Annotated in this window: 23 protein-coding genes and 1 riboswitch; of the genes, 21 read left to right on the plus strand and 2 right to left on the minus strand. The window is 62.0% G+C overall.

Annotated features, from left to right (window positions below; all coding sequences use genetic code 11):
* Positions 1-53 precede the first annotated feature (53 nt).
* A riboswitch (cobalamin riboswitch) is annotated at positions 54-268 on the plus strand.
* Positions 269-522: 254 nt separating this feature from the next.
* From ASE94_RS13985 to ASE94_RS14065, 17 genes are all read left to right on the plus strand, one after another.
* A complete protein-coding gene (locus ASE94_RS13985) occupies positions 523-1,506 on the plus strand; it encodes a DUF1852 domain-containing protein (protein WP_062630914.1) in 984 nt (327 codons plus the stop codon).
* 24 nt (positions 1,507-1,530) lie between these two features.
* Complete coding sequence (locus tag ASE94_RS13990) at positions 1,531-2,559, plus strand: methionine synthase (RefSeq protein ID WP_062630915.1); 1,029 nt, start codon at positions 1,531-1,533, stop codon at positions 2,557-2,559.
* A gap of 117 nt (positions 2,560-2,676) precedes the next feature.
* Positions 2,677-3,177 carry a flavin reductase gene (locus tag ASE94_RS13995; protein ID WP_062630916.1) on the plus strand — a complete coding sequence of 167 codons (501 nt, stop codon included), beginning with the start codon at positions 2,677-2,679 and terminating at the stop codon, positions 3,175-3,177.
* Positions 3,178-3,286: 109 nt separating this feature from the next.
* On the plus strand, positions 3,287-4,288 hold the full coding sequence (locus ASE94_RS14000) for a bile acid:sodium symporter family protein (RefSeq protein WP_062630917.1): 1,002 nt from the start codon (positions 3,287-3,289) through the stop codon (positions 4,286-4,288).
* A gap of 297 nt (positions 4,289-4,585) precedes the next feature.
* On the plus strand, positions 4,586-5,995 hold the full coding sequence (locus ASE94_RS14005; protein WP_062630918.1) for a UbiD family decarboxylase: 1,410 nt from the start codon (positions 4,586-4,588) through the stop codon (positions 5,993-5,995).
* Between the two features lie 3 nt (positions 5,996-5,998).
* Positions 5,999-6,580 (plus strand): UbiX family flavin prenyltransferase, encoded by a 582-nt coding sequence (locus ASE94_RS14010; RefSeq protein WP_062630919.1) that lies wholly within the window; start codon positions 5,999-6,001, stop codon positions 6,578-6,580.
* Positions 6,581-6,671: 91 nt separating this feature from the next.
* The gene (locus ASE94_RS14015) at positions 6,672-8,291 is read left to right on the plus strand and encodes an ABC transporter substrate-binding protein (protein WP_156352161.1); all 1,620 of its coding nucleotides are present in this window, start codon (positions 6,672-6,674) and stop codon (positions 8,289-8,291) included.
* A gap of 125 nt (positions 8,292-8,416) precedes the next feature.
* Entirely contained in the window at positions 8,417-9,349 is a 933-nt protein-coding gene (locus tag ASE94_RS14020) for an isocitrate lyase/PEP mutase family protein (RefSeq protein WP_062630920.1), read from the plus strand.
* 75 nt (positions 9,350-9,424) lie between these two features.
* On the plus strand, positions 9,425-10,387 hold the full coding sequence (locus ASE94_RS14025) for an ABC transporter permease (protein ID WP_244484046.1): 963 nt from the start codon (positions 9,425-9,427) through the stop codon (positions 10,385-10,387).
* Positions 10,384-11,304: an ABC transporter permease gene (locus ASE94_RS14030; RefSeq protein ID WP_062630921.1), complete on the plus strand. Its 921-nt coding sequence runs from the start codon at positions 10,384-10,386 to the stop codon at positions 11,302-11,304. The genes ASE94_RS14025 and ASE94_RS14030 overlap by 4 nt, the downstream gene beginning before the upstream one ends.
* 1 nt (position 11,305) lies before the next feature.
* Entirely contained in the window at positions 11,306-12,331 is a 1,026-nt protein-coding gene (locus tag ASE94_RS14035) for an ABC transporter ATP-binding protein (protein WP_062630922.1), read from the plus strand.
* Complete coding sequence (locus ASE94_RS14040; protein WP_062630923.1) at positions 12,321-13,310, plus strand: ABC transporter ATP-binding protein; 990 nt, start codon at positions 12,321-12,323, stop codon at positions 13,308-13,310. Before ASE94_RS14035 ends, ASE94_RS14040 begins: the two co-directional genes overlap by 11 nt.
* Before the next feature lie 10 nt (positions 13,311-13,320).
* Entirely contained in the window at positions 13,321-13,821 is a 501-nt protein-coding gene (locus ASE94_RS14045) for a TIGR02444 family protein (protein WP_162236096.1), read from the plus strand.
* 13 nt (positions 13,822-13,834) lie between these two features.
* Positions 13,835-15,211 (plus strand): amidohydrolase family protein, encoded by a 1,377-nt coding sequence (locus ASE94_RS14050; protein ID WP_062630925.1) that lies wholly within the window; start codon positions 13,835-13,837, stop codon positions 15,209-15,211.
* Positions 15,208-16,491, plus strand: a complete 1,284-nt coding sequence (locus tag ASE94_RS14055) for a Zn-dependent hydrolase (RefSeq protein ID WP_062630926.1) — start codon at positions 15,208-15,210, stop codon at positions 16,489-16,491. Before ASE94_RS14050 ends, ASE94_RS14055 begins: the two co-directional genes overlap by 4 nt.
* 38 nt (positions 16,492-16,529) lie before the next feature.
* Positions 16,530-18,143, plus strand: a complete 1,614-nt coding sequence (locus tag ASE94_RS14060) for a histidine ammonia-lyase (protein ID WP_061907201.1) — start codon at positions 16,530-16,532, stop codon at positions 18,141-18,143.
* A 72-nt stretch (positions 18,144-18,215) separates the two neighbouring features.
* On the plus strand, positions 18,216-20,111 hold the full coding sequence (locus tag ASE94_RS14065; protein ID WP_082461222.1) for a LysR family transcriptional regulator: 1,896 nt from the start codon (positions 18,216-18,218) through the stop codon (positions 20,109-20,111).
* On the opposite strand, the gene ASE94_RS14070 is transcribed toward ASE94_RS14065, so the two are convergent.
* On the minus strand, positions 20,112-21,149 hold the full coding sequence (locus ASE94_RS14070) for an L-idonate 5-dehydrogenase (RefSeq protein ID WP_062630928.1): 1,038 nt from the start codon (positions 21,147-21,149) through the stop codon (positions 20,112-20,114).
* The gene (locus ASE94_RS14075; protein WP_062630929.1) at positions 21,149-22,099 is read right to left on the minus strand and encodes a 2-hydroxyacid dehydrogenase; all 951 of its coding nucleotides are present in this window, start codon (positions 22,097-22,099) and stop codon (positions 21,149-21,151) included. Before ASE94_RS14075 ends, ASE94_RS14070 begins: the two co-directional genes overlap by 1 nt.
* Positions 22,100-22,192: 93 nt before the next feature.
* Here ASE94_RS14075 and ASE94_RS14080 point away from each other — a divergent pair, with 93 nt between their 5' ends.
* From ASE94_RS14080 to ASE94_RS14095, 4 genes are read left to right on the plus strand one after another with little or no spacing between them, the layout of a single operon-like run.
* A complete protein-coding gene (locus tag ASE94_RS14080) occupies positions 22,193-22,942 on the plus strand; it encodes an SDR family oxidoreductase (protein WP_062630930.1) in 750 nt (249 codons plus the stop codon).
* A gap of 20 nt (positions 22,943-22,962) precedes the next feature.
* Positions 22,963-23,850 carry an NAD(P)-dependent oxidoreductase gene (locus ASE94_RS14085; RefSeq protein WP_062630931.1) on the plus strand — a complete coding sequence of 296 codons (888 nt, stop codon included), beginning with the start codon at positions 22,963-22,965 and terminating at the stop codon, positions 23,848-23,850.
* Positions 23,847-24,209 carry a hypothetical protein gene (locus ASE94_RS14090; RefSeq protein ID WP_062630932.1) on the plus strand — a complete coding sequence of 121 codons (363 nt, stop codon included), beginning with the start codon at positions 23,847-23,849 and terminating at the stop codon, positions 24,207-24,209. Before ASE94_RS14085 ends, ASE94_RS14090 begins: the two co-directional genes overlap by 4 nt.
* Positions 24,206-25,228 carry a LacI family DNA-binding transcriptional regulator gene (locus ASE94_RS14095; RefSeq protein ID WP_244484103.1) on the plus strand — a complete coding sequence of 341 codons (1,023 nt, stop codon included), beginning with the start codon at positions 24,206-24,208 and terminating at the stop codon, positions 25,226-25,228. Before ASE94_RS14090 ends, ASE94_RS14095 begins: the two co-directional genes overlap by 4 nt.
* Positions 25,229-25,240: the final 12 nt, after the last annotated feature.

Below are 25,240 nucleotides of genomic sequence, written 5' to 3' on the forward strand. Positions count from 1 at the left end.
ATTAAAGATATAAAGATATCTTTATACGATATTGACTCGTGATGGCTTCTGCCGGAAAGTGCAGAGGCCAAGGTTCTCCGGTCGCCGCTTGCGATGTGCCGGAGCTAAGAGGGAAGCCGGTGCCCCGAAAGGTCGGGAATGCCGGCGCTGCCCCCGCAACTGTAAGCGGCGAGCCGAAGTCCAACATGTCACTGGGGTCAGACCTGGGAAGACGGATAACGGCGATGACCCGCGAGCCAGGAGACCTGCCTCGGCGAAATAACGTCCACGGGCGGGGTGTCCTGGTGTGCCGTAGTGATGGTCGCGAGCGCGGCCCGCTTCGCTATGTGCTTGCCTTGGCCTTGCCCCCAACAGAATGGGGCTTGTCATGTCTCAAATGCAAAATCCGCCGGCATGTTTGGCGTGCCACCCACGAATGCCAGGTCTGCTCGACGTCCCGATGATGCGCGCTGGCGATGCGTCATGCGCCACTTTCAACCCTGCTGACTGACATCAAGACCGATAAGAGACGGCGACCGCTCCATGACCAAAGACCTGACTTTCGCAATCAAGACCGTTGCTTTCAACGAGGACTATCAGCCCGCTGAAAACACGCGCGTCACCACCAACTTCGCCAATCTCGCTCGCGGCGAGCGCCGGCAGGAAAATCTGCGCAATGCGCTGAGGATGATCGACAATCGCTTCAACGCCTTGGCGCGCTGGGATAACCCCAAAGCCGACCGCTACGCCGTCGACCTCGACATCGTCACTGTCGAGTTGACGATCGGTGCCGATGGAAAGAGCGCCTCGTTCCCCCTCATCGAAATCCTCAAGTCCACCATTCTGGACAAGAGGACGAATGAGCGCCTCGACGGAATCGTCGGCAATAATTTCTCGTCCTATGTTCGCGACTACGATTTCAGCGTCGTGTTGCCCGAGCACAATAAGGGGCAAGCCAAATTCAACATTCCGGAGAGCTTTGGCGATCTGCATGGCAAGCTGTTCAAGGCATTTCTGAACTCGGACACCTACCGCGCAAATTTCGGCAAGCCGCCGGTCATCTGCATCAGTGCCTCAAGCAGCAAAGTCTATCACCGCACCGAAAATCAGCACCCGGTTATGGGCGTCGAGTACTGCCAGGACGAATTCTCGTCGACTGATCAGTACTTCGCCAAAATGGGGCTCAAGGTTCGCTACTTCATGCCGCCCGATAGCGTGGCGCCGCTCGCGTTCTACCATGTGGGCGATCTCTTGGGTGACTACACCAATCTGGAATTGATCAGCACCATCAGCACGATGGAGACGTTCCAGAAAATCTACCGGCCCGAGATCTATAACGCCAATTCGGCCGCCGGAGCTCTCTATCAGCCCGACCTGAAGCATCAGGACTATTCCGTGACGCGGGTGGTCTATGACCGCGACGAACGCAGCCGGCTTGCCGTCGAGCAGGGCAAGTTCGCCGAAGAGCATTTCATCAAGCCCTATAAAAGCGTGCTCGACCAATGGTCCGCCAGCTACGTGTCCTGAACAGTAAAAAGAAGATCGAGCATCATGAACAAACTCCTCCCCACCTCGACGGCTGGTAGCCTTCCCAAACCCTCCTGGCTGGCCCAGCCTGAAAAGCTCTGGTCGCCCTGGAAACTGGAAGGCGAAGAACTCATCGAGGGTAAGCAGGACGCGCTGCGCCTATCCCTCGCCGATCAACAACAGGCAGGCATCGATATCGTCAGCGACGGCGAACAAACGCGCCAGCATTTCGTCACGACATTCATCGAGCATCTCGATGGCGTCGATTTCGAAAAGCGCGAAACCGTGCGCATTCGCGATCGCTATGATGCGAGCGTGCCCACCGTCGTGGGCGCCGTTTCGCGGCAGAAGCCGGTTTTCGTCGAAGACGCCAAGTTTCTGCGTCGCCAGACTACGCAGCCGATCAAATGGGCCCTGCCGGGGCCAATGACTATGATCGATACGCTCTACGATGCGCATTACAAAAGCCGCGAAAAGCTCGCGTGGGAGTTCGCCAAAATCCTCAACGAGGAAGCCAGGGAGCTTGAAGCTGCGGGCGTCGATATCATCCAGTTCGACGAGCCGGCCTTCAACGTCTTCTTTGCCGAGGTAAACGAATGGGGCGTAGCAACGCTTGAGCGCGCGATCGAGGGCCTCAAGTGCGAGACCGCCGTCCATATTTGTTATGGCTATGGCATCAAGGCCAACACGGATTGGAAGAAAACGCTCGGCGACGAATGGCGGCAATATGAAAAGACGCTGCCAACGCTGCAGAAATCGAGCATCGATCTGATTTCGCTCGAGTGCCATAATTCCCATGTTCCCATGGACCTGATCGAACTTATTCGCGGCAAGAAGGTCATGGTTGGGGCGATCGACGTCGCATCCAACACCATCGAAACTCCGGAAGAAGTCGCCGCGACCCTGCGGAAGGCCTTGCAGTTCGTTGACGCTGACAAGCTCTATCCCAGCACCAATTGCGGCATGGCGCCCCTTTCCCGAAAGATCGCTAAAGAAAAATTGCAGGCCCTGAGTGCCGGTGCTGCAATCGTCCGTCAGGAGCTATCGGCTTAAGCGCCGACCTGTCGTCACCCCGTGTGGCCGGCTGGGTTCGCCACCGCTAAATCGATCAAAAGGAGCGACAAACGCCGCTCCGGTTCTTCCGCCCTAAAATATGCTTGAGAGGCCGATATGGACGTCTTGGACCATCGCCCCAACTCTGTGGACAAAGCCACCTATCGCAACGGCATGTCGCGCCTCGGTACGTCCGTCAATGTCGTCACAACGACGTTGGCTGAGAAACGTTACGGCTTTACAGCCTCGGCCGTTTGCAGCGTCAGCGATACACCCCCGACACTGCTCGTTTGCATCAACCGTACCAGCTCATGTTTTCATGCCTTCGAGAATGCCCGCCACTTCTGCGTCAACACGTTGAGGCCGGGCCAGGAAGACCTCTCGGAACTTTTTGGAGGCAGAATGCCGGGCTTGGAGCGCTTTGCCCTTGGCGAATGGCACGAGGGTTTTGCCGGAGTCCCCGTGCTCGCCACCGCATCAGTGAGCTTTGACTGCGAACTCACCAGTTTTGTCGACGAAGCAACCCACCGCGTTCTCTTCGGACGTGTCGTCAGCGTTCGTGAGAATGACGAGAAAGCGACGCTCATGTACTGCATGCGGCGCTACATCAGCGGCTAGGCTGCTTGAAGCGCGCTAAGGTTGCCCGTGACTAAAACTGCCCGAGCGCTGTGGATCATTGCGCCGATCCATTATACCAAACCCCATCTCCTCGATCTGGCACGTCCCAATGTCCCTTGCTAACCGCCTGAAACGCTTCGGCCTCGATTATTATCTCTTCCTTCTGATCGGGACTGTAGCGCTCGCGACCATTTTTCCCGCGTCGGGCGTCGGGGCAGATATCGTCGATCAGATCGCCTATTTCGCCGTCGCGCTCCTGTTTTTTCTCTATGGCGCCAAGCTCAACACCAGCGCCATCGTGGCGGGCATCGCCAACTGGCGCCTGCAAGGCCTAGTCTTCGGCTTCACCTATGTGCTGTTTCCGCTTTGCGGATTGGCCTTGGCGGCTGTCCTGTCGCCATGGATCGAGGAAGAGCTGGCAATCGGCATCATCTATCTTTCCATCCTGCCGTCGACGGTACAGTCGTCGATCGCGTTCACGTCGATCGCACGCGGCAACGTCCCTGCGGCTGTTTGCGCGGCATCGATGTCGAATGTGCTCGGCGTGTTCCTCACCCCAGCGCTCGTGGCTGTGCTGCTGCATTCTTCGGGCGATGGCATATCGCTCAAATCCATCCTCGATATCGGTCTCCAAATCCTCGCGCCTTTTATCCTCGGCCAACTACTCCGCCCCTTGGTCGGCGGTTTCATCAGCCGTCATTCCGTTCTGACGCAGGTCGTTGATCGTGGCTCCATTCTTATCATCGTCTACTCAGCCTTCAGCGCCGGCGTCATCGCCGGGATCTGGCAGGAAGTGAGTCTGGCGAGCCTTTCGATCATCATCGCGGCCGATGTCATTCTGCTCGCGGTCATCATGGTAACCACGGTGTGGGCTGGACGGGCAGCAGGGCTCACTCCAGCCGATCGGATCACCTTGCTCTTCTGCGGCTCCAAAAAAAGCCTCGCCAGCGGCCTCCCCATGGCCAACATTCTGTTCGCTGGCCAAGCCGTCAGCATGATCATCTTGCCGCTCATGCTCTTCCATCAAATCCAACTCTTCGTCTGCGCCATCATCGCGCAACGCGCAGGCTACCTCGCCAGCGAAAAAGAACTGGAAGCGGCGGCGACTTAGTTAGGGGCGAGGCCGCGTTTGGCCTTCCGAAAGGCTGTGATCAGGGCCTGCTTCCCGAATGTTCTGGGGTCGGGAGATATTGCTGAGCGGCACTGCTCACATGGCACAGAGATATTAGACGCTTGAGCGTCACTGGCATCTGCAGCCCCCGGGATTGTGAGGCCGAGGGCAAAACGATTAAAAACTTCCGATATCTAAATTAAGGGAACTCTGACTACTCACGTCCCTCCGATCGCTCCATGCTCATCAAATAGACAGAGGGCGGTGAGGGTAGTGGTTTTGGCTAGTGTTTCAGCAGTGGCAGATCTTTCGCCTCAAACCGAGAGCCTGTTCGGCCTCGATGTGCAGGACCAGTCCTGCCGGCCGATCCTGCGCCAGCTCGAGGCCCAAGGCGAACTGCTGGTTGTCAGTGAAGAAGTCGATCCGCATTTCGATCTCTCCGCACTGCTGTCGCTGACCCACGATACCAAGGCTGTCATTGCCAGCAACCTTAGGGGTTCGGACCTCTCCGCTTTCGGCAATCTCCTCTCCGATCGCAAGCGCATTGCCCTGGCACTGGGTGTCGAGCCTCATGAAATCCAGGAAACGCTGCTTGCGTCGGTCAAGAAGCCGGTTGCGCCAGTTACCGTCGAAAAGGCTCCGGTGCAGCAGGTCGATTTTGACGATGGCGTTCTTGCCCGCCTCCCTGTTCCAACATTCTTTGCCAAGGAAACTGGCCCCTATATCAGCGCCGGCATGATGGTTGCGGTTGATCCCGAAACCGGCCTTGGCAATGCCTCCTATGCGCGCCTCAAGATCCTTAGCCCCACCGAGGCGTTGATCGGCATTGCGCCGAACCATCACCTCGCGATCATGGCGCGCAAGGCCGCGGCGATGGGTAAGCCCTTGCCCTTCGCCGTGGTTCTCGGTGCACATCCCGCCATTCAGCTGGCCGCCTGCCTCTATCTTGGCCTTGGCGACGATGAACTGCATTGTGCTGGTGCACTGCTCGGCGCACCCGTGCGCGTCACCAAATGCCTCACCAATGACATCCTCGTGCCGGCCGATGCCGAGATCGTGCTCGAGGGCTTTATTCATGCCGATAAGCCCATCGAAGAGGGCTATGTCTCGGAATATCATGGCATGTACGAGGATTATGGCGTTGGTGTCCTCGCCAGCTTCCACCGCATGACGCGGCGGGAAGATGCCATGTTCCAGGTCATCGAACCCGGCTACCATGCCGAGCACATCTATCTCGGCGCTATCCCGATTGCCGCGAGCCTCAAGGCCCAGCTGTCGCGCTCGATCCACAATGTCGGGGAAGTCGCCGTCACGGCGTCCGGTTCGGGCCGCAACAATGTCGTGGTGCAAATCCACAATCCGCGTCCCGGCCAGGCCCGCCGCGCCATGGCAATCTGCTGGGGTGCCGTCAGCATCATCAAGAACATCACCATCGTCGATGGCGATGTCGACCCCTGGGACACTGAGGCGGTGGAACTGGCCAAATCCACCCGTATGCGCGCCGAGCGCGACGTACTGATCGTCACCGATCTGCCTGCCGATCGGTCCGAGCCGCAGGAAGCGGGCGGCATGGTCGCAAAGATCGGCTATGACGCGACCATCCGACAGTCGGACCGCAAGGAAGGCTTCGACAAAGCCCTCCCGCCGGAAGCCTCCTATGACCGCATGCGCGCCGTTCTGGCCCGCGCCCAGGCCAAGGGGCGCTGAACCATGCAAAAGCGCCGTATGATCGTTGCGATTACCGGAGCATCCGGCGCTTGCTACGGCGTGCAGGCGCTCAAGATGCTGCGCGAAATCGAAGGCATCGAGACCCATCTCATCATGTCGAGCGCCGGTGTGCGCACGGCCATGGAAGAGGGCGTCGTTGGCTCTGCCGAGGAAATCCGCGCCCTGGCCGATGTCACCTATCCGCATAAGGATATCGGTGCGGCCGTCGCATCAGGCTCGTTCAAATGCGAAGGCATGCTGGTCGCGCCGTGCTCGATCAAGACGCTGAGCGCGGTGGCCCATTGCTATTCCGACGATCTCATTTCGCGGGCCGCCGACGTTTGCCTCAAGGAGCGTCGTAAACTGGTCCTGATGGTGCGCGAGACCCCGCTTCACGCCGGTCACATCGCGTTGATGGACACGGCAACGCGCAGCGGGGCGATTATCATGCCGCCCGTGCCCAGCTTCTATACCCGTCCGAAGACGCTCGACGATCTGGTGAGCCAGACAGTGGGTCGCGCTCTGGACCTGTTCGATCTCGACCACCCCAGTGTGCGCCGATGGAAAGAAGGAGGTCTGAGCTAGTCAGGGACGCGTCCGCTGGCCGCCTCAGCCAGCATGAATAAGGGAACGGGCTTCCTCTGGAGAAAGGAGGCCGCAAAAAATGGAGAAACACATGAACAATCTGACGACTACCAGCAAGTCGCGCGCCGCCCGCATGGGCCGAGCCGCTGCGCTTGCACTCGCTCTGCTCGGCACCTCGGTTTTGACCGGCATGACCAGCAACGCCTTTGCTCAGGCCGACGAGCAGGCCGTGAGCGGCGGTGAAATGACCATCATCGCCGGCTCCGATATCAAGAGCTGGGATCCGGCCATCACCTCGGGCACCTTCCCGGGCGGCCCAATGGATCAGCTCGATTCCGTCTATGGCTTCCTGGTCTATGTCGACCTCGAAGGCAAGGTTCAGGGCGGCATGGCCGAGAGCCTGACCAGTGACGACGCCAAGGTCTGGACCCTCAAGCTGCGTCCGAACGTGAAATTCACCGACGGCAATCCCTATGATGCCGAAGCCGTGGTCTACAACTGGAAGCGCGCCGCCAATCCCGACACGCTCGCACCGGCCCAGCCCTTCGTTTCGTCCTGGATCGACGGCGTCAAGATCATCGACCCCCTGACCATCGAAATCACCCTGCCGACTCCGAACCGCAATTTCGGTTCGACCGTCGCCCAGTCCGCGCCTTTCGTTGCGTCGCCCGCGGCGCTCGAAGCTGCCGGCTCGGATAAGGCCGCGATCAAGCCGGTCGGCGCTGGCCCCTTCCTCCTTGAAAGCTGGGATCAGGGCATTTCGCTCTCGTTCAAGCGCAATCCGGACTATTGGGACCAGCCGCGCCCCTATCTCGACACGCTGAAATTCGCGATCATCCCGGAAACCAACAGCCGTATCTCGACTGTGGTTCAGGGCGGCGCGCAGATGATGGCGGGCTATCCCTACCAGTTCGGCGCCAATGCCGAAGCACCCGGTGTGACGACGCATGAAATCCCGATCCCGGGCCTTTATCGCGCCTATTTCAATCAGGTCGCCGGCAGCTTCACCGATCACCGCGCGCGTGAAGCCTTCTACCACGCGGTCGATCCGGCCCGCCTGATGCAGGCCTATACCCAGGTCGATGGCTATGTGACCCCGACCAACTATTTCACCGAAGCCTCGCCTTACTATCAGACCGAATACACTCTGCCGACCTACGACCCGGATAAGGCGCAGGAGCTCTTCAACGAACTGGCTGCCGACGGCAAGCCGTTCAAGATGAAGCTCGTCACCTATTCGAACTCGGACCTCAAGCGTCTCGCTTCGTACTTGCAGCAGGTGCTGTCGGCCTACGAAAACGTCGAAGTCGAGCTCGAACTCGTCGACCAGGCCATGCTTAAGCCGCAGTGCCAGACCCAGGTCAATTTCGACCTCTGCGTCGATGGTGGCGTGCTCGTGGCTAACGGTGCCGAGCCGATCATCTCGAACCTTCTCAAGACCGGTGGCGTGGACAACTGGGGCCAGTATTCCAGCGAAGCGATGGACGGCTATCTCAATGCCGCCAACGCGACCATGGATCAGGCCCAGGTCAAGGTTGCCTATCTCGACGTGCAGAAGGTCGTCGCGGAAGACCTGCCGCTCTACATCTTTGGTTCGGAAACGCGCTACCTGCTGCTCCGCGACAATACCGGCGGCATCGTGCCCTCCAATGGCGGCATCTTGCAGAAGCAGTATCTCTACGTCTGCGAAGACGCCTGCGCTGCAAAATAAGCTCTAGCACACACCGCTCCGTTCTTCCCTCGTGACGGAGCAAACGGTGCCGCGCCTCCCCGCGGCACCGTCCCACAAAACGGATGCCGACGGCGTCCACCCCAATGACACCTGAAGGTCATCTCATGTTCGACAAACGCCCCAGAAAAACCTTCCGCCAGCTCTTTGGCGAGAAGCAGGTCTTCACCCCTTGCGTGTGGGATTGCTACTCGGCCAAGGCAGCGGAGTTGGCTGGTTTCGAAGCCATTCTGCTCTCGGGCGCCTCGCTCGGCTTTTCGATGTCGGGCGTGCCGGATATGGGCCTGCATAATCAGGAAGAACTGGTCTGGGCCACCGACCGCATTTCCGATTACTCCCCGCTGCCGCTGATCATCGACGCCGACGATTGCTTCGGTGACGTGGCCCAGGCCTATCGCACCTGCCGCCGCCTCGCCAAGGCCGGCGCTGCCGCGATTCTCCTCGAAGATACGCCCAACGAACGCGGCTATGCCCGCTTCGGCCGCGCCATGGAAAAGGCGACGCTCGAAGGCAAGCTCGATGGCAATATCGAGCATCCGGTGATTTCCCAGGAACTCTGGCTGGCCAAGATCAAGGCCGCACTCGACGCCTGCGCCGACACCGATTGTGTCGTCATCGCCCGCACCGAGTCCAAGCTCGAAAAGGGCCTCGACGACGCCATCGAGCGCTGCGTCAAGGCCGAGGATCTCGGCGCTGAAATGACCTATGTCCATGGTCTGCGCACCCTCGAAGAGTGCAAGAAGGTCAACGCGGCGCTGCCGGGCTGGAAGATGTTTGGCGACATCGCCTGGGTCAATGGCAAGCCCTTCGTCGAACTCGAAGATATCGGCGCCCTCGGCTTCAACCTCGTGACCATGCACTACCTCGAAAAAGGCTCGATGTACGGAATGATGGATTTCGGCAAGCGCGTCTTTGCCGAGCAGAGCACCCGCTATTCCGATGAGCACGACATGGGTGGCTACACCAAGGAAGAGCAGCGGAACCTGCTCGAACGCGACATCGGCTGGATGGACGCGGAAGAAGAGTGGAAGCGCATCTGAGCGCGCCATTGAAGGTGAACGCAAAGGTGGCGGTGGGTGTCAAAACTCGCCGCCGGAACAGGAAAGGGAACTGACGTGCTGAATAGCGCAATGCCCTATTTTCGGGCCATATCGACGCGATTGATCACCGGGGTTCTCGTCTTCCTGCTGGTGACTTTTAGCGCCACTGCCCTTTCAAGCCTGGCGCCCGGCTCGGCTGCGCAGCTGATCCTTGGCGATTACGCAACGCCAGAGCAGATCGCGGCGCTCAATGCCCAATATGGCTATGACCTGCCGCTCTGGCAGCGCTATCTCAGCTGGCTCGGCGATCTCTTGCGCGGTGATCTCGGGGTGACGCTCTTCAGCCAGCAACCCATTCTTGGCGTCGTCCTCGAACGCGCTGCCGTAACCTTCGAGATCGCCTTCCTTGCCATGGCCGTGTCGCTCCTCGGCATTCCGATTGCCATGTACACCGCGAGCCATCCCAATAAGCTCGCCGACAAGGTCATGCGTTCGATCTCGACGGTGCTCCTCGCCGTGCCGACCTTCGTCATCGTGGTCTTGTTCTCTTATCTCTTTGCCATGGTGCTGCGCTGGTTCCCGGCGACGGGCTGGGCCAAGTTCACCGAAAATCCGGTGGCCAATCTCTGGTATGTAGCGCTGCCCGTTCTTTGCCTCAGCATGCACCAGACGGCCTATCTCTACCGCGTGGCGCGCAACGAATTCGTCACGACGCTGCAGGAAGATTATATCGCCGTCGCCCGCGCCAAGGGCCTGCCGCTCGGCTACATTCTCTTCCATCATGCCCTGCGCCCCGCCATGCCGCAGATCCTGACGGTCATGGGCCTGTCGCTGACCTATATGCTCGCCGGCTCCTTCGTCGTCGAAAGCTATTTCGCCGTGCCCGGCATCGGCTGGACCATCCTGAGCGCCGTCAAGAGCCACGATATTCCGCTCGTCCAGGCTATCCTATCGCTCACCGTCGTCATCTTCGTCATCGTCTTCATGCTGGTCGATCTCGGCTACGCGCTCATCGACCCACGGGTGAAAGTATCATGACCGATATCGGCAATTCCCCCGTCTTCAAGCCTGGCCCCGATGCCAAGCTCGGCGAGATCGTGCGCCACGCCATGCCCTGGTCGAGCCGCCTCAAACTCCCCGGCGCCTCGCCCTTCGAAATGCTGGCGGCGATCTTTCTCGTCCTGCTGGTGTTGATCGCGCTTTTCGTCGATTTCATTCCCGGTCTTGTCAGCCCGAAACTGCCCTATGGCGATTTCTCGGCTCTGCCGGAATGGTCGCTCAATGGCCTCCTTGGCACCGACGATATCGGTCGCAGCATTTTCTCGCGTGTGCTTTATGGCGCGCGGACCTCAATGATGATCGTCGCCATTTCGACCACCATCGCTCTCGTCGCCGGTCTCCTCCTCGGCATGCTCGCCGGCTACTATCGTGGCATTTTCGAGCGCGGCGTCGATCTCTTCGCCAATGCCCTTGCCGCCATGCCCTCGACGCTTGTCGTGCTGGCCTTCGTTGCCGTCACCGGTCCGTCCGTCGTTACCATAATCGTTGTCCTCGGCATTTTCGACATCGGCACCTATGCCCGCGTCGCCAAGGCCGGCGTCATTTCGCAGTCCAACCGCGACTATGTGCTGGCCGCTCGCGCCATGGGCGCCACCGATGGCCGCATCCTCCTCAAGGAAATCCTGCCCAATCTCATTCCGGCCCTGACCGCCGTCATGCCGACGCTGATGGCTGGCCTCATCATCACAGAGGGCTCGCTGAGCTTCCTTGGCTACGGCATTCCTGCGCCGGCTCCAAGCTGGGGTGGAATGATCGCCAGCTCCACCGATCTCCTCAGTCGCTTCCCCATTCTCATCGTGGGACCCGTGCTCGCCATCGTCTTGACCGTCTATGCCTTCAACACCATCGGCGACTATCTCGCCCAACGCCTCAACAGCCGCGAACGGGAGAGCTGAGATGTACGCAGAAGCTCCTCGCCCGATCCTCTCCTGCGCGGCCATGACCTGCGAGATGGACTCTGTCTCGGGTCCCCTGCAAATCCTTCAGGACATCAACTTCACGCTCGCGCCCCGCCGCGCTCTGGGCATTGTCGGTGAATCCGGCGCCGGCAAGTCCATGCTGGTCAAGGCCATCATGGGCATAGCGCCCAAGGGCCTCAAGACCATGGGCCGGATCGAACTCGAAGGGCAGGATCTGCTCGCCCTCAAGCCGCGAGATCGTGCCCGGCTGATCGGTCGTAAGGTCGGCATCGTCTTCCAGAACCCGATGACCTCGCTCAATCCTTTCGTCCAGATCGGGCGGCAGATCGAAGAAGCCGGCTGCATCCATATGGGCCTGGGTAAGGCCGAAGCCCGGTCTCGCGCCATCGAGCTCCTCTCCTTCGTCGGCCTTCCCGACCCAGAGGATTGCTACGATTATTATCCGCACCAGTTCTCGGGCGGCATGAAGCAGCGCATCATGATTGCGGCTGCCCTCATCTGCCAGCCTGATCTGTTGATCGCCGACGAGGCGACGACGGCGCTGGACGTCACCGTGCAAAAGGAAGTGCTGGACCTGCTCCAGACCATCCAGGCCGAGCGGCAGATGTCGATGATCCTCGTCTCGCACAATCTCGGCGTCGTTGCCGGGCGTACGGACGAAATCCTCGTGCTCTATGGCGGCAATGTCGTCGAATATGGCCCGACCGCCGAAGTCTTCCGCAATCCGCGCCATCGCTATACCGAGGCATTGCTCTCGGCCATGCCGGCGATGGACCAGCCGGCCCACACACGGCTCCGCACCATTCCCGGCCAGCCGCCGAACCTAGCCAATCGTCCTGCCGGTTGCCCCTTCGCACCGCGTTGCCCTTCTGCCCAGGCCATCTGCCATGAAGCGATGCCGCCGATGTCGGCCGGCATTCACCCCGACCATCGCTTTGCCTGCCACTTCCCGCTGGCTGAACTGCCGCGCCAGGCGCCGCAGGAGGTTGCCCATGTCCAGTGACGCCATTCTCGAGGTCCAGAACCTCTCGGTCAGCTTCACCCGCGCCGGCAAGGAAATGACGGCGGTCGATGACGTCTCCTTCACCGTCGGGGCAGGGGAAACCTTGGGCCTCGTCGGCGAAAGCGGCAGCGGCAAGACCACGATCGGCCGCGCGCTCCTGCGCCTCCTGCCCAATGCCAATACGACGGCCAAGGGTTCGGTGCGCTACAAGGGCCAGGACCTCATCACCCTGCCAAGCGAAGATATGCGCCGCATGCGCGATCGCCTGCAGATGATTTTCCAGGACCCGCTCTCGTCTTTCAATCCGCGCCGCAATGTCGAAGACATCGTCGCCGAAGGCCTCGTTATCCAGGGCAAGCCCGCCAGCGAACGCAAGACGCGCGTGCAGTCCGCTCTCGCCGATGTCGGCTTCGATATCGACATCGTTGCCGGGCGCAAGCCGCATCAGTTTTCCGGCGGCCAGTGCCAGCGCATCGCCATCGCCCGCTCGCTCGCCGTCGAGCCCGAACTGATTGTCTGCGACGAACCGGTCGCCTCGCTCGACGTGTCGGTGCAGGCGCAGGTCATCAATCTGCTGCAGGACATTCGCGAAAACCGTAATCTCGCGCTGATCTTCATTTCGCACGATCTCGCGGTCGTCAAAAATGTCAGCGATCGCGTCGCCGTGCTCTACATGGGCCGCATCGTCGAGATCGGCACCGGACCGCAGATCTACACCCGACCGGCGCATCCCTATACCCGCACGCTGCTCGAAGCCGTGCCCGTGGTCGATGCCACTCGAAAAATCGAGCCCGACGGCAAGCGCACCGTGATGCCCTCGCGCAATCGGCCCCAAGGCGGTTGCGCCTTCCGCAGCCGGTGTCCGCGCGCGACGGACATATGTGCCCAAGTCGTCCCAACCCTGCAGCCCGCGCCAGGTGGCCAGATGGTCGCCTGCCATCATCCCCATGATGAGCCGGCCCCCGGCATGGCGGCGTGAGGGCAAGTCGATGAGCAACCCCGGCTTTCTCCAGCGCGTCTGGCCCGATATGTGCGCCGCCTATCGCGACGCCGCGCTTGGCCGTGCCTGCCTCGACCTGCAGGAGCGGTACAATGTCGATGTGCCGCTGCTGCTGGTCCTATGCATTGCGGATCGGGTCGGCCACGGCATTGCAGCCGAAAATCTCGATGCGCTGGTGATCGAAAGTGAAGACTGGCGCGCTGCCGCCATCGAACCGCTCCGCCGCGCCCGCCAGGCCATGAAGATGCGCTTCACCGCGCCGTCCGAGCAGGCGCTGCGCGACGACATCAAGCGCCTCGAACTCGAAGCCGAGCGCCTTCATGTCCAGCGGCTCGCCGAAGCCTTCCCGCCCGCAGGTGGGGAAGGCGGCACGGCGGCCAGCCAATATCTCGCGCTGCGCGGCATGCCCAACGACATTGCCACGCAGTTCTTGCAGACCTTCGATATCGCCTATGATGCGCAGGTTGCGCCGGTCGTGGCGCTGGGTTGAACGGAGCATAATCATGAGTGATTTCGATACAGTCATCCAGGGCCGTTTCGTCGGCGAAGACGGCATCGTCGAGCGCGGCTTTGCCGCCGTGCGTGAGGGCAAGATCGCGATGCTCGGCTCGGGCACCGCGCCCGCGGCAAAAGATGTCCACGATTTCGGCGACGCCATCGTCCTGCCTGGCGTCATCGACGGCCAGGTCCATTCGCGCTCGCAAAAGGACCAGGAAGACTTCATCTGGTCGACGCGCTCAGCCGCGGCCGGCGGTGTCACCACCATCGTCGATATGCCCTATGACGCGGGCCTCTTGATTTCGACTGGCGACATGATCCGCGAAAAGGCCCGCAGTGCCGGCGAACAGGCCCGGGTCGATTTCGCGCTCTATGGCACGATCAATCCGGCGCATGGCCCGATCCATATCGCCGAAATGGCCGAAGCCGGTGCGGCTTCCTTCAAGTTCTCGACCTTCAACACCGATTCCACCCGCTTCCCGCGCATCCCGACGCCGCTGCTCCATGCCGCTTTTACCGAGGTCGCCAAGACCGGCCTGATCGCCGGCGTGCACAACGAGAACGATGAATGCGTTCAGGTCTGGAGCGAGGCTATCAAGGCAACGGGCCGCACCGACTATCGCACCCATGGCGAATCCCGCCCGCCGATTGCCGAAACCCTGGCCATCGCCGAAGTCTACGAAATCGCCCAGGCGACCGGCGCCTCTGCCCACATCGTCCACTGCTCGGTCGGGCGCGGCTACGACATTGCCCAGGCCTATCGCGCCCAGGGCGTCGATGCGACCATCGAAGCCTGCATCCACTATCTCGTCTGCAGCGAGGAAGAAGATGTGTCGCGCATGCTCGGCCGCGCCAAGTGCAATCCGCCGATCCGCTCCGCCGCCGAACGCGAAAAGCTCTGGCAGCATCTTGCTGCCGGCCACATTACAATCGTCTCGACCGACCACGTTTCCTGGGGCCTTGAGCGCAAGTCGTCCCCGGTCATGCTCGAAAACGCCTCGGGCATGCCGAGCCTCGAAGTTCTTCCGAGCCTGTTGCTCGATGGCCTCACCGACCGCAACCTGCCGCTGACCCACGCCGCAAAACTGCTGGCGTCCAACCCGGCCCGCCTCTTCCGCATCGCTGACCAGAAGGGCGGCTTTGGCCTCGGGCTCGACGCTGACTTCGCTGTCTTCACCGAACGCCCACGCTATTACGACCCCTCCGCCAGCGGCCACAACGTCGTCGGCTGGAGCCCCTATGAAGGCCGCCTCATTCGCCACGCCCCGGTCGCCACCTTCCTCCGCGGCGATCTTGTCTTCGACGGCACCAACGTCCGGGCGCAGCCCGGCAATGGCCGCTTCATCAAGCCCAACCGCATCACCCCGGCTATCGCGGCATGAACATCCCCGGCACCAACACCCCGCTCAAGGTGGATCGCGAGCAGCTCCAGCGCGATCTCGACGCGCTGGCGACGCTCACCGAGCCCGGCAAACCCTGGACCCGCCGATCCTTCACGCCGATGTTCCTCAGGGGACGCGACTATCTCGCCAAGCGCTTCGCCGAAGAGGGCCTGTCCACCCATATCGACGCCGCCGGCAATCTCATTGGCCGGTGGCAGGGCACGGATGCGTCCGCGCCAGCCCTGATGACCGGCTCGCACAGCGACACCGTGCCAAGCGGTGGCCGTTTTGACGGCATTGCCGGCATTCTCTCCGGCCTTGTCGCCATCCGCGCGCTGCGGGAAGCCGGATACAAGCCAAAACATTCGATCGATCTCGTCGATTTCCTCGCCGAAGAGCCCAGCGAATGGGGCCTCTCCTGCATCGGCAGCCGCGGCATGGTCGGGGCACTGACCCCGGACCACCTCGCCATGATCGGCCCCGATCACGAACGGCTCGACACGGCCATCACCCGCATGGGCGGCGACCCCGCGCGCCTCGGCGGCAAGCTTCATTCCGATGTTGCAGCCTTCGTCGAGATACACATCGAGCAAGGCCCTGTCCTTGAGGCCGAAGCCATTCCGCTCGGCGTGGTTAGTGGCATTGCCGGCATCGCCCGCGTCCGCCTCCGCCTTGAAGGCGAAGCCGGTCACGCCGGCACCGTGCCGATGAATATGCGCGCCGATGCCGGCATGGCCATGTCGCGCCTCCTTCTCTCACTTCGAGATGCCGCCCGCGTCGAGGCCGAAAAGGGCAGGGGCCATTTCACCGCCACCGTCGGCGTCATCAAGTTCGAGCCCAATGGCGCCAATGTTGTGCCCGGGGCCGCCGAAGCGATCGTCGACATCCGCGCCGAGAACGATGCGGCCATGGACGATTATCTCGCTGCCATCGACACTCTGGCTCAGAACGCTACCACAGCCGAAGGCTGCCGTGTCGCCGCCACCGAGCGCCTGAGCCGCACTTTCGCAGTCCTATGCGATCAGCGCCTCCAGGGCATCATTCGCGAAGCCGCCGAAGTCCATGGCCTCGCGACGCGCTCGCTCGCGTCCGGCGCCGGCCATGACGCGGCCTTTGTCGCGCGCATTGCCCCCGCCGCCATGATTTTCGTGCCCTCCAAGGGCGGCATCAGCCATGCCCCCGAAGAGTGGACCGACACCGAAGCCATCGCCCGAGCCGCCGACGTTCTGGCGCTGACCCTTTCAACCCTCGATCAAAAGCCCCGTGCCCCCGCGGCCTGACCATTGGCGCAACAGCGCCCCCACCTAGGAATAGAAGAATGAGCAGTATCATCCTCGACGGCAACAGCCTCACCATCGAGCAGGTCGTCCGCATCGCACGCGAAGGCGTCAAGGTCGAGCTGGCCCCCGAGGCCCGCGCCGAGATCGTCAAGAAGCGCGCCTATATCGAGGAAAACTGGCTCACCGAAAATGCCCCGGCGACCTATGGCTTCAACACCGGCGTCGGCAAGCTCAAGGATTACAAGATCAACCAGGCCGATAACGAGCAGTTCCAGCTCAATATCGTGCTCTCGCACTGCTCGGGCATGGGCGATCCGGCCTCCGAAGAAATCGTGCGCGCCATGATGGCCGTCCGCATCAACGCCTTCTGCGTCGGCGTTTCGGGCCTCCGCATCGAAGTCGTCGATCGCCTCGTCAACATGTTGAATGCCGGCGTGCATCCCGTTGTTCCGATTCAGGGATCTGTCGGCGCCTCGGGCGACCTTGCTCCGCTCGCCCATATGGTTTCGGTGTTGATCGGTTACGAAAAGGCCGAGGCCTATTATAAGGGCGAGCGCATGTCCGCCCCCAAGGCCCTCGAACTGGCCGGCATTTCGCCGACCAAATTCGATCTTAAGGCCAAGGATTGCCTCGCGCTCATCAATGGCAACAGCCTCTGCGCCGGCATGGGCTCGCTGACCATCTGGGATGCCGAGCAGTTGATGAAGACGGTGGACGCCATCGGTTCGCTCAGCCTTGAAGCCATCCGCGGCGAACAGGCCGCGTTCGACGCGCGAATTCACGAAGTGCGCAAGCAACCGGGCCAGATCAACGCCGCCGAAAACGTGCGCCGCATGATCAAGGGCTCGCGCCGCACCTCGGAATCCGCCCGCGCCGTTCGCCTCGAAGACGATATCCTCCATCCCGTCCACCATGCCCGCGTGCAGGATCAGTATTCCTTCCGCTGCCTGCCGCAGGTCCATGGCTCCTGTCGCGACCAGCTCGAACACGCCAAGACGCTGATGACGCGCGAACTCAATGCCGCGACCGACAATCCGCTGGTGTTCTGGAATGAAGCAGGCGCGCTTGAATTCCTCTCGGGCGGCAATTTCCACTGCGAACCCATCGCCTTTGCCATGGATATCCTCGCCATCGCGCTGATCGAAATCGGCAACATCTCAGAGCGCCGCCTCTTTGCGCTCTGCGACACGACGCTGAACTATGGCCTGCCGCCCAACCTGGCCGGCCGCCCCATCGGCCTCAACTATGGCTATGGCATCCTGTCGACAGCCGCTGCCGCCGTCGCCTCGGAGAACAAGACTCTCGCGTTCCCATCGGTGGCCGACACCATCCCGACCAAGTCGAGCCAGGAAGATCACGTCTCGATGGCCGCCTGGTCCTGCCGCAAGGCCCAGCAGGTCCTGAGCAACATGCCGAAAATCGTCGCCGTCGAATGCCTCTTGGCCACCAAGGCGATCTTCCTCACGCGCGATGCGCTTGGGCAGTTCGCCCTCGGCGCCGGCACCCAGGCGATCTATGACGCCGTGTCCGATGTCGTCCCGCTCCAGGAGCAGGATGGCTATATGCAGGACCAGATCGTCCCGATGATCAAGCTCCTCACCGATGGCGGCGTCCTCGCCGCTGCTGAAGGCGCCGTCGGCGCGCTCAATTAAGCCCTCTTGAGGCCCGCGCTCGACGCGGGCCTCGCTACCCATACTCGACTTCAGGCTAGCTTGAGTGCGACCATGGCCGGCTCTATGCTGCCCCTTATGGATAAGGCTGGCTTCGAACTTTCCCTATTGTCAAAGTTCGTGCTCGCCTGCCAATCCCCCCGTCTTGCCGACGCAGCCAAAGACCTCGGCCAGACCCCATCCGCCCTCAGCATTGCCCTTCATAATCTCGAAGAACGGCTTGGCCTCAAACTCTTCGAGCGTCGGGGCGCCGGGCTTGATCTCCTGCCGGCCGCCTTCTGGCTGTTTCGCACCGGCGCACACCTGCTTTATCTCGAGCAGCACACGCGCGAGGCCCGGTTCGCGGGCGGCCGCCGCATGGTCAAGCTATCGGTTCATCTTGATCTGAATTTTGCCATCGGTCGGGTCTCGAAGGCTCTGCTGCGCACCTCGCAGGAGATGATCGAGACAGCGCCGGAATTGCTCGTCGATTGGCACTTTTCGGGCCTTGATGACGACGATATCGGCGATCCCACCGGTCTTGCCCAAAGCGAGCGCTTGCCCGACAAATCCGGCCAGCTCCGCATCTTTTACGGCACCGCTGCGACGGTGAGTGCCAAAGCCGTCCATCTCTACGACGATCCCTGGATTGTCGTCGGCAATAAAGGCAGTCGGGTCGACGCCTTCCAGCCCGACGAACGCGTGACGCTCCTCCGCATGCGGCGCGAGATCGTCGACGCCATGACGCGCTTTGCCACCGAACACGGCTTTGCCGATCGCCTGCGCTATCGGGACGACGAGCCCGCCCAGGTCTCGGCCATTCTGCGCGACCAGCCGCAGACGCGGCTACTCATGCCCGCCAATCTCATGCCGCGCCGGCTCGGCCTCGCCCGTCACGAGGAGGCGCCCTTTGCCCCGCGCTTCGTGTCCTCGATTTATGGCGAAACCGGCGGGGCTGCCGGCTCCTATGGCAAGGCGTTCCTCGAAGCCATGCTGCGCAATCTCGTCGCAGAAAACAGCGCGGTCTTCACGCCGCGCCTCACCACGCGCCAGATCCATTTCTTCAATCTCGTCGCCCAAACCGGCAGTATTTCGGCCGCGGCGCGCGTCGCCAATACGGCGCAGTCGTCCGCCTCCAAGCACATTTCGCAGATGGAAGAGGCAATCGGCGCGCCATTGCTTCAGCGTACCGAGGAGGGCACGAGCCTTTCCCCGCGCGGCGAGGACGTGCGGGCGCAGACCGTCGTCATCGAAGAGCGGCAGGATTGGATCGTCCGAAAGGCCCATGACATTGCCGCCCATTCCCAGGCCCGCGTCACCATCGGCACCTTGCCGAGCTCGGGGCATGACAGCGTCCTCACCGAAAAGATCGCTCATGTGATGACGCGCATCCATGCGCGCCATCCCGATTGGCAGTTGCAGATCGTTGAAAGCTCCAACACCATGCTCCACGAGCATGTGCGTTCAGGCGATCTCAACCTGGCGCTGGTCGGCATGGTGCAGGCGCAGGTAGCGCGCATTCGCCTCGGACCGACCGAGCCGCTCTATGTCATCGGCAATCCCGCGATCAGTTTCGGCGGTCGCAAGGAGTTGGGGATCGAGGAAACGGTGGCGCTGCCGCTCGTTCTCGGCCGCCAGCATCTCAGCATCCACCAGAGCTTTGCCGATGCCGCCCGCGAACGCGGTCTGCGCCTCAAGACGGTGGTCGAAGTCGGCTCGCTGGCGCTGGCCATCGCCATGGTGCGCCAAGCGCCACTTTGCACCATCCTGCCGCCATCATCCGTGCGAGCGGATATCGAGGCCGGCAATCTCATTGCCGTGCCCATCCGCCACGAGGAACTCTCCGGCGCACTGTCGGTCATCTTCTCGGCCGACCGCGAACTCTCGGAAGCCGAGCGCATCATCGTACAGGAATTCGTCCGGGTATTCCGACCAGGGCGCACCGCCACGGTCGAACTGCCCGAGGACTGATCAGGCACTCGCGAAGGTAATCTGCGCCTTCATGGCCGAGGAACGGTCCGAAGCCAGCTTGAACGCCGACTCCGCTTCAGCGAGTGGCACCGAATGGGTGATCAACGGCTTCACATCAATCAGCTTTTTCCGCATCAGCTCGACGCCGATGGCGAATTCCTCGTGGAAGCGGAATGAGCCGCGCAGGTCCAGTTCCTTGGAGGTCAGCATCTGCATTGGGATGGTCATGTCGCCACCCAGGCCCAGTTGCAGGATGATTCCGCGCGGCCGCAAAGCGCCAATGCCCGAGGCCAGGGCAGGGGCCGCGCCGGAGCATTCATAGAGCAAGTCAAAATAGCCCTTGTCGGCGCCATAAGGTGCCAGGCCGTCGGGCTCTTTGGCTGTATTGATGACGCGGTCCGCGCCCGCAGCCTTGGCAATGGCGAGGGTGAAATCCGATAGATCGGTCGCGACGATCTCGGCTGCACCTGCGCGGCGTGCCGCGAGGATCGAAAGCACGCCTATCGGGCCGCTACCCGTCACCAACACGCGCTTGCCGAACAACTGTCCCGCGCGGCGTGTCGCATGCAGCGTCACCGCCAGCGGTTCAGCCATGGCGGCCTCACCGGCGCTCAATCCGTCGGCAACGACGCACTGGCTCGCCAGCGCCACCAATTGCTCGCGAAACGCACCCTGAATGTGGGGGAAGGGCATGGCTGAGCCATAGAACCGCATGTTGAGGCACTGGTTCTGCAGGCCCTCCTGGCAATAGCGGCAATGGCCGCAGGGCCGGGATGGCGATACGGCAACCAACTGCCCGGGCTCAAGTCCTGTCACACCCTCGCCAAGCTCTGCGACAAAGGCCGAAACCTCATGGCCGAGCACCATCGGCTCGCGCAGTTTCACCGTGCCGAAGCCGCCATGATTGTAATAGTGCAGGTCCGAACCGCAGACGCCGCCGGTCGCCAGCCGGAGCGAAACCTCGCCGGGACCGGGCTTTTCCACCGGACGGTCTTCGACACGCAGATCCTTGGCGGCATGAATGACAATGGCTTTCATCAGAGCACCGGTGTGAGAAGGTTGCGGCCCGCAAAGTGGGCGGTGAGATTGTCGCGCAGCAATTGGCCCATGGCCTTGCGTGTTTCGACCGTACCCGAGGCATGGTGCGGCTGCAGCAGCACATTGTCGAGAGCCAGGAACCGCGGATTCAGTTTCGGTTCGCCCTCAAAAACGTCGAGCGCTGCCGAGCCGAGCGCCTTGGTCTCAAGCGCCGTCAGCAGTGCGTCTTCATCGATATTGGAGGCGCGGGAAACATTGATCAGCATGCCTTCGGGGCCGAGCGCCGCGATGACCTCTTTCCCAACGATGTGCCGCGTTGCAGCAGAGGCGGCCAGCGTGACGAAGAGGAAATCCACCTCGGCGGCAAGGCTGACGGGATTGGCGACGTAACGCCAGTGGCCCGGTGCGCTGTCCTTGGGCGTCGGATTGCAATAGGCGATATCGAGATCAAAACCCTGCAGGCGCTTGGCGACTTCAAAGCCGATGCGGCCGAGGCCGAGCACGCCGGCCTTCTTGCCCCAAACTCGGCTCTTGAGCGGATAAAGCCCCTTTTGCGCCCATGACCCATCCCGCACCCAGGTCTCGGCACCGATCATGCCGCGCGAGAGCGCCAGCATCATCGCAACGCCGAGATCGGCGACGTCCTTGGTCAGGACATCGGGCGTATTGCTGACGCGGATGCCGCGCGCCCGGCAGGCATTGAGATCGACCGCGTCATAGCCTACGCCATAGACGCTGATCACTTCGAGATTGGGCAAAGCCGCGATGATGTCGGCACTGGCACCAAGCTCGCCGCGCGTCGCGATGCCGCGAATGTCCTTGCCGACCGCCGCGAGAAGGGCCGGCTTGTCCGCCGCTTCAAAATAGCGGTGAACGGTGAAGGCGGCGTCGAGCGGCACCTGATCCCATTCGGGATAAGGCCCCATTTGCAGGATATGCGGCTTGGTCATGAGAAGCAGGCTTTACGTCTTGACAGAAAATGTTATCGATAACAAAACAGAGGCAGGCACATTTGTCGAGCCCGTTTCTTGAAGGAGTGACCCATGCAGATTTTTGATCTCACCGGCCGCCGCGCCCTGGTGACGGGATCGTCGCAAGGCATCGGTCTCGCGCTCGCCAAGGGTCTTGCCGAAGCCGGCGCCAGCGTCGCCCTCAATGGGCGCGACGAGGCCAAGCTCGCCGAAGCCGCCCTGCAAATTCCCGGCGCCGCGACGCTCGCCTTCGACGTCACCGATCACGCCGCGGCCCGCGCTGCCGTCGATGCCTTCGAGGCTCAAACCGGCGCCATCGATATCCTCGTCAACAATGCCGGCATGCAGTTTCGCGCCCCGCTCGAAGATTTTCCCGCCGACGCTTTTACGCGCCTTCTCCAGACCAATGTCGCCAGCGTCTTCAATGTCGGCCAGGCCTGCGCCCGCCACATGATCACCCGCCGCGCCGGCAAGATTATCAATATTGCCAGCGTCCAGACCGCTCTCGCGCGCCCCTCGATCGCGCCCTACACGGCCACCAAGGGCGCCGTCGGCAATCTCACCAAGGGCATGTGCACCGACTGGGCCAAATATGGTCTTCAGTGCAACGCCATCGCGCCGGGCTATTTCGATACGCCGCTCAATGCCGCGCTTGTCGCCGATAAGGATTTTTCCGCCTGGCTCGAGAAGCGCACCCCTGCCGGTCGTTGGGGCGATGTCGAGGAACTGGTCGGCGCCTGCATTTTCCTCGCCTCGCCGGCCTCGAGCTTCGTCAATGGCCACACGCTTTACGTCGATGGCGGCATCACCGCGTCGCTCTAAGACTGCCTGAGGAGGACTTCATGACAGGTCACATCGGTCTTGTCGGCGCCGGCGCCATGGGCGGCGCCATCGGCGCGCGTCTTGCCACCACCGGAACGGCGCTAAAAGTCTTCGATCTCGACGCACAAAAGGTCGCCGATCTCGTCGCCAAGGGCGCGACCGCCGCGGCCAGCGCCAGCGCACTCGCCCAGGGCGCCCGCGCCGTCATCCTCAGCCTCAATGCTTCGCACATCGTCCGCGCCGCTGTATTTGGTCCCAACGGCATCGCCGCAGGCGCTGCGCCAGGTCTCCTCATCATCGACATGTCCTCCATCGACCCCGAAGCCACGCGCTCTCTCGCCGCCGAGGCCAGGGAAAAGTGCCTCCGCTGGGTCGATAGCCCCCTTTCCGGCGGCGCACCGAAAGCTGAAATCGGCCAGCTGACGCTGATGCAAGGCGGCGCCGAGGCCGATGTGCGCGAGGCCCAGGACATACTCGCCAAGGTCGCCTCCAATCAGACCCATATGGGCGATGTCGGCACCGGCCAGACCACCAAAATCGTCAATCAGGTCCTCTGCGGCCTCGGCTTCATGGCCGTCGCCGAAGCCACCGCCTTGGCGGAAGCCGCAGGCGTCAATGTCGAGCGCATTCCTTCCGCGCTCAAGGGCGGGCGCGCCGATAGTGCACTGCTCCAGGAATATATGCCCCGTTTTGCCGCCCGCGATTATCGCCACACCGGCCGCATCGACAATATGGTCAAAGACCTCGATGGCGCCCGCGATCTCGCGCGTCAAACCCAGATTACCATGCCGCTGACGGCCCTTGCGGCCGAAATCCATCGCCTGCTGACCGCGGCGGGATTGGGCGGCGAAGATCAGGCCGCGCTGATGGAATTCTTCCGCGGCCCCAGCAAGGAGAAGTTTCAGTGATCACCCGCTACGCCCTTTTCGAAGGACAGGTGCATGAAGGCCAGGAAGCCGCCTTCCGCGCCGCCGTCACCGCAGAAATCCTGCCGCTCTGGAAACAGTTTCCCGGCGCGCTCTCGGTCCGCGTCAGCTATGCCGTCAAGCGCGAGGACGGCGCGCCGGAATTCCCGATGATCCTCGCCGTCTCCTATCCCGATGTTGCCGCGGTGGACGCCGCGCTGTCGAGCCCCGTGCGCACCAAGGCGCGCGCCGCTACTGAAAGCGTCCTCGCCCGCTTCTTCACCGGCCGCATCCACCATCACGTGATGGACGCCGAAGACTACGAATTGGCCGCTGCTATTTCTCCCCTCGAGAACCGCTGATGCCGCCACGAAAACCGCCGACCATGCAGGATATCGCCCGCAAGGTCGGCGTTTCGCCCATGACCGTCAGTCGGGCCCTCCGCGACGGCACCTCGGTCAACGCCCAGACGCGCGATGCCATCCGGCAGGCCGTCGAAGAGCTCGGCTATGTCTTTGACAGTACCGCCGCCAATCTCCGCCAGCAGCGCACTGGCTTCGTCGCCGTTACGATCCCCTCGATCAACAACGCCAATTTCGCCGACACCGTCCGCGGCCTGTCAGATGGTTTGAAGGCCCACGGCCTGCAGCCGCTTCTCGGCTATACCGACTACGATATCGAGCAGGAAGAGATCCTCGTCGAACAGCTCCTTCGCCGCCGCCCCGAAGCTATTGTCGTCACCGGCGGCCAGCACACGCCGCGTTGCCGCCGCCTTCTTCAAAGCGCCGGCATTCCGGTCATCGAAACCTGGGACATTCCGTCAGACCCAATCGGCCACGTCGTCGGTTTTTCCAATGCCGATGCCGCCGCCATGCTGGTCGATCACCTCGTCGCCACCGGCCGCCGCCGCATCGCTTTCATCGGCGGCGAAGCCGGCCGCGACACCCGCGGTGCCGACCGCCGCGCCGGCTTCATCGCCGCCATGGAGCGTCACGGCCTCGATGCTACCCGGCTCGTCGCAGCCGGTGTCCCGCCCGTCTCGATGCTCGAAGGCGCCGCCGCCATGCGTCCGCTGCTGCAGCAGTCGCCCGAGATAGACGCTGTCATTTGCGTCTCGGATCTTGTCGGCTTTGGCGCGCTAACTGAGTGCCAGCGAATGGGCATCGCCGTGCCCAAGCAAATCGCGATTGCAGGTTTCGGTAATTATGAAGTCGCTGAGATTTGCGTTCCGCCTTTGACCACGGTCAACCCCTTTCCTGACCAGATTGGCCGCAAAACCGCCGCGGTGGTCGCTAGTCTACTTGGGCTTGAAGAGACGGACATTATTCTAGGTTCTGAAATTACTACGGAACTGCTCATTCGTGCGTCAACAATGTTTTGAGGGCAAATAAAA

It is taken from the genome of Devosia sp. Leaf64, from assembly GCF_001421945.1.
In the GTDB taxonomy this organism is placed as follows: Bacteria; Pseudomonadota; Alphaproteobacteria; order Rhizobiales; family Devosiaceae; genus Devosia.

Coding starts and splice junctions, on each gene's coding strand:
- ASE94_RS14035 (WP_062630922.1), top strand. CDS start 11,306: ATGTACGCAGAAGCTCCTCGCCCGATCCTCTCCTGCGCGGCCATGACC.
- ASE94_RS14015 (WP_156352161.1), top strand. CDS start 6,672: ATGAACAATCTGACGACTACCAGCAAGTCGCGCGCCGCCCGCATGGGC.
- ASE94_RS14065 (WP_082461222.1), top strand. CDS start 18,216: ATGGCCGGCTCTATGCTGCCCCTTATGGATAAGGCTGGCTTCGAACTT.
- ASE94_RS14070 (WP_062630928.1), bottom strand. CDS start 21,149: ATGAAAGCCATTGTCATTCATGCCGCCAAGGATCTGCGTGTCGAAGAC.
- ASE94_RS14075 (WP_062630929.1), bottom strand. CDS start 22,099: ATGACCAAGCCGCATATCCTGCAAATGGGGCCTTATCCCGAATGGGAT.
- ASE94_RS14030 (WP_062630921.1), top strand. CDS start 10,384: ATGACCGATATCGGCAATTCCCCCGTCTTCAAGCCTGGCCCCGATGCC.
- ASE94_RS13985 (WP_062630914.1), top strand. CDS start 523: ATGACCAAAGACCTGACTTTCGCAATCAAGACCGTTGCTTTCAACGAG.
- ASE94_RS14050 (WP_062630925.1), top strand. CDS start 13,835: ATGAGTGATTTCGATACAGTCATCCAGGGCCGTTTCGTCGGCGAAGAC.
- ASE94_RS14085 (WP_062630931.1), top strand. CDS start 22,963: ATGACAGGTCACATCGGTCTTGTCGGCGCCGGCGCCATGGGCGGCGCC.
- ASE94_RS14080 (WP_062630930.1), top strand. CDS start 22,193: ATGCAGATTTTTGATCTCACCGGCCGCCGCGCCCTGGTGACGGGATCG.
- ASE94_RS14020 (WP_062630920.1), top strand. CDS start 8,417: ATGTTCGACAAACGCCCCAGAAAAACCTTCCGCCAGCTCTTTGGCGAG.
- ASE94_RS14040 (WP_062630923.1), top strand. CDS start 12,321: ATGTCCAGTGACGCCATTCTCGAGGTCCAGAACCTCTCGGTCAGCTTC.
- ASE94_RS14060 (WP_061907201.1), top strand. CDS start 16,530: ATGAGCAGTATCATCCTCGACGGCAACAGCCTCACCATCGAGCAGGTC.
- ASE94_RS14055 (WP_062630926.1), top strand. CDS start 15,208: ATGAACATCCCCGGCACCAACACCCCGCTCAAGGTGGATCGCGAGCAG.
- ASE94_RS14045 (WP_162236096.1), top strand. CDS start 13,321: ATGAGCAACCCCGGCTTTCTCCAGCGCGTCTGGCCCGATATGTGCGCC.
- ASE94_RS13990 (WP_062630915.1), top strand. CDS start 1,531: ATGAACAAACTCCTCCCCACCTCGACGGCTGGTAGCCTTCCCAAACCC.
- ASE94_RS13995 (WP_062630916.1), top strand. CDS start 2,677: ATGGACGTCTTGGACCATCGCCCCAACTCTGTGGACAAAGCCACCTAT.
- ASE94_RS14010 (WP_062630919.1), top strand. CDS start 5,999: ATGCAAAAGCGCCGTATGATCGTTGCGATTACCGGAGCATCCGGCGCT.
- ASE94_RS14000 (WP_062630917.1), top strand. CDS start 3,287: ATGTCCCTTGCTAACCGCCTGAAACGCTTCGGCCTCGATTATTATCTC.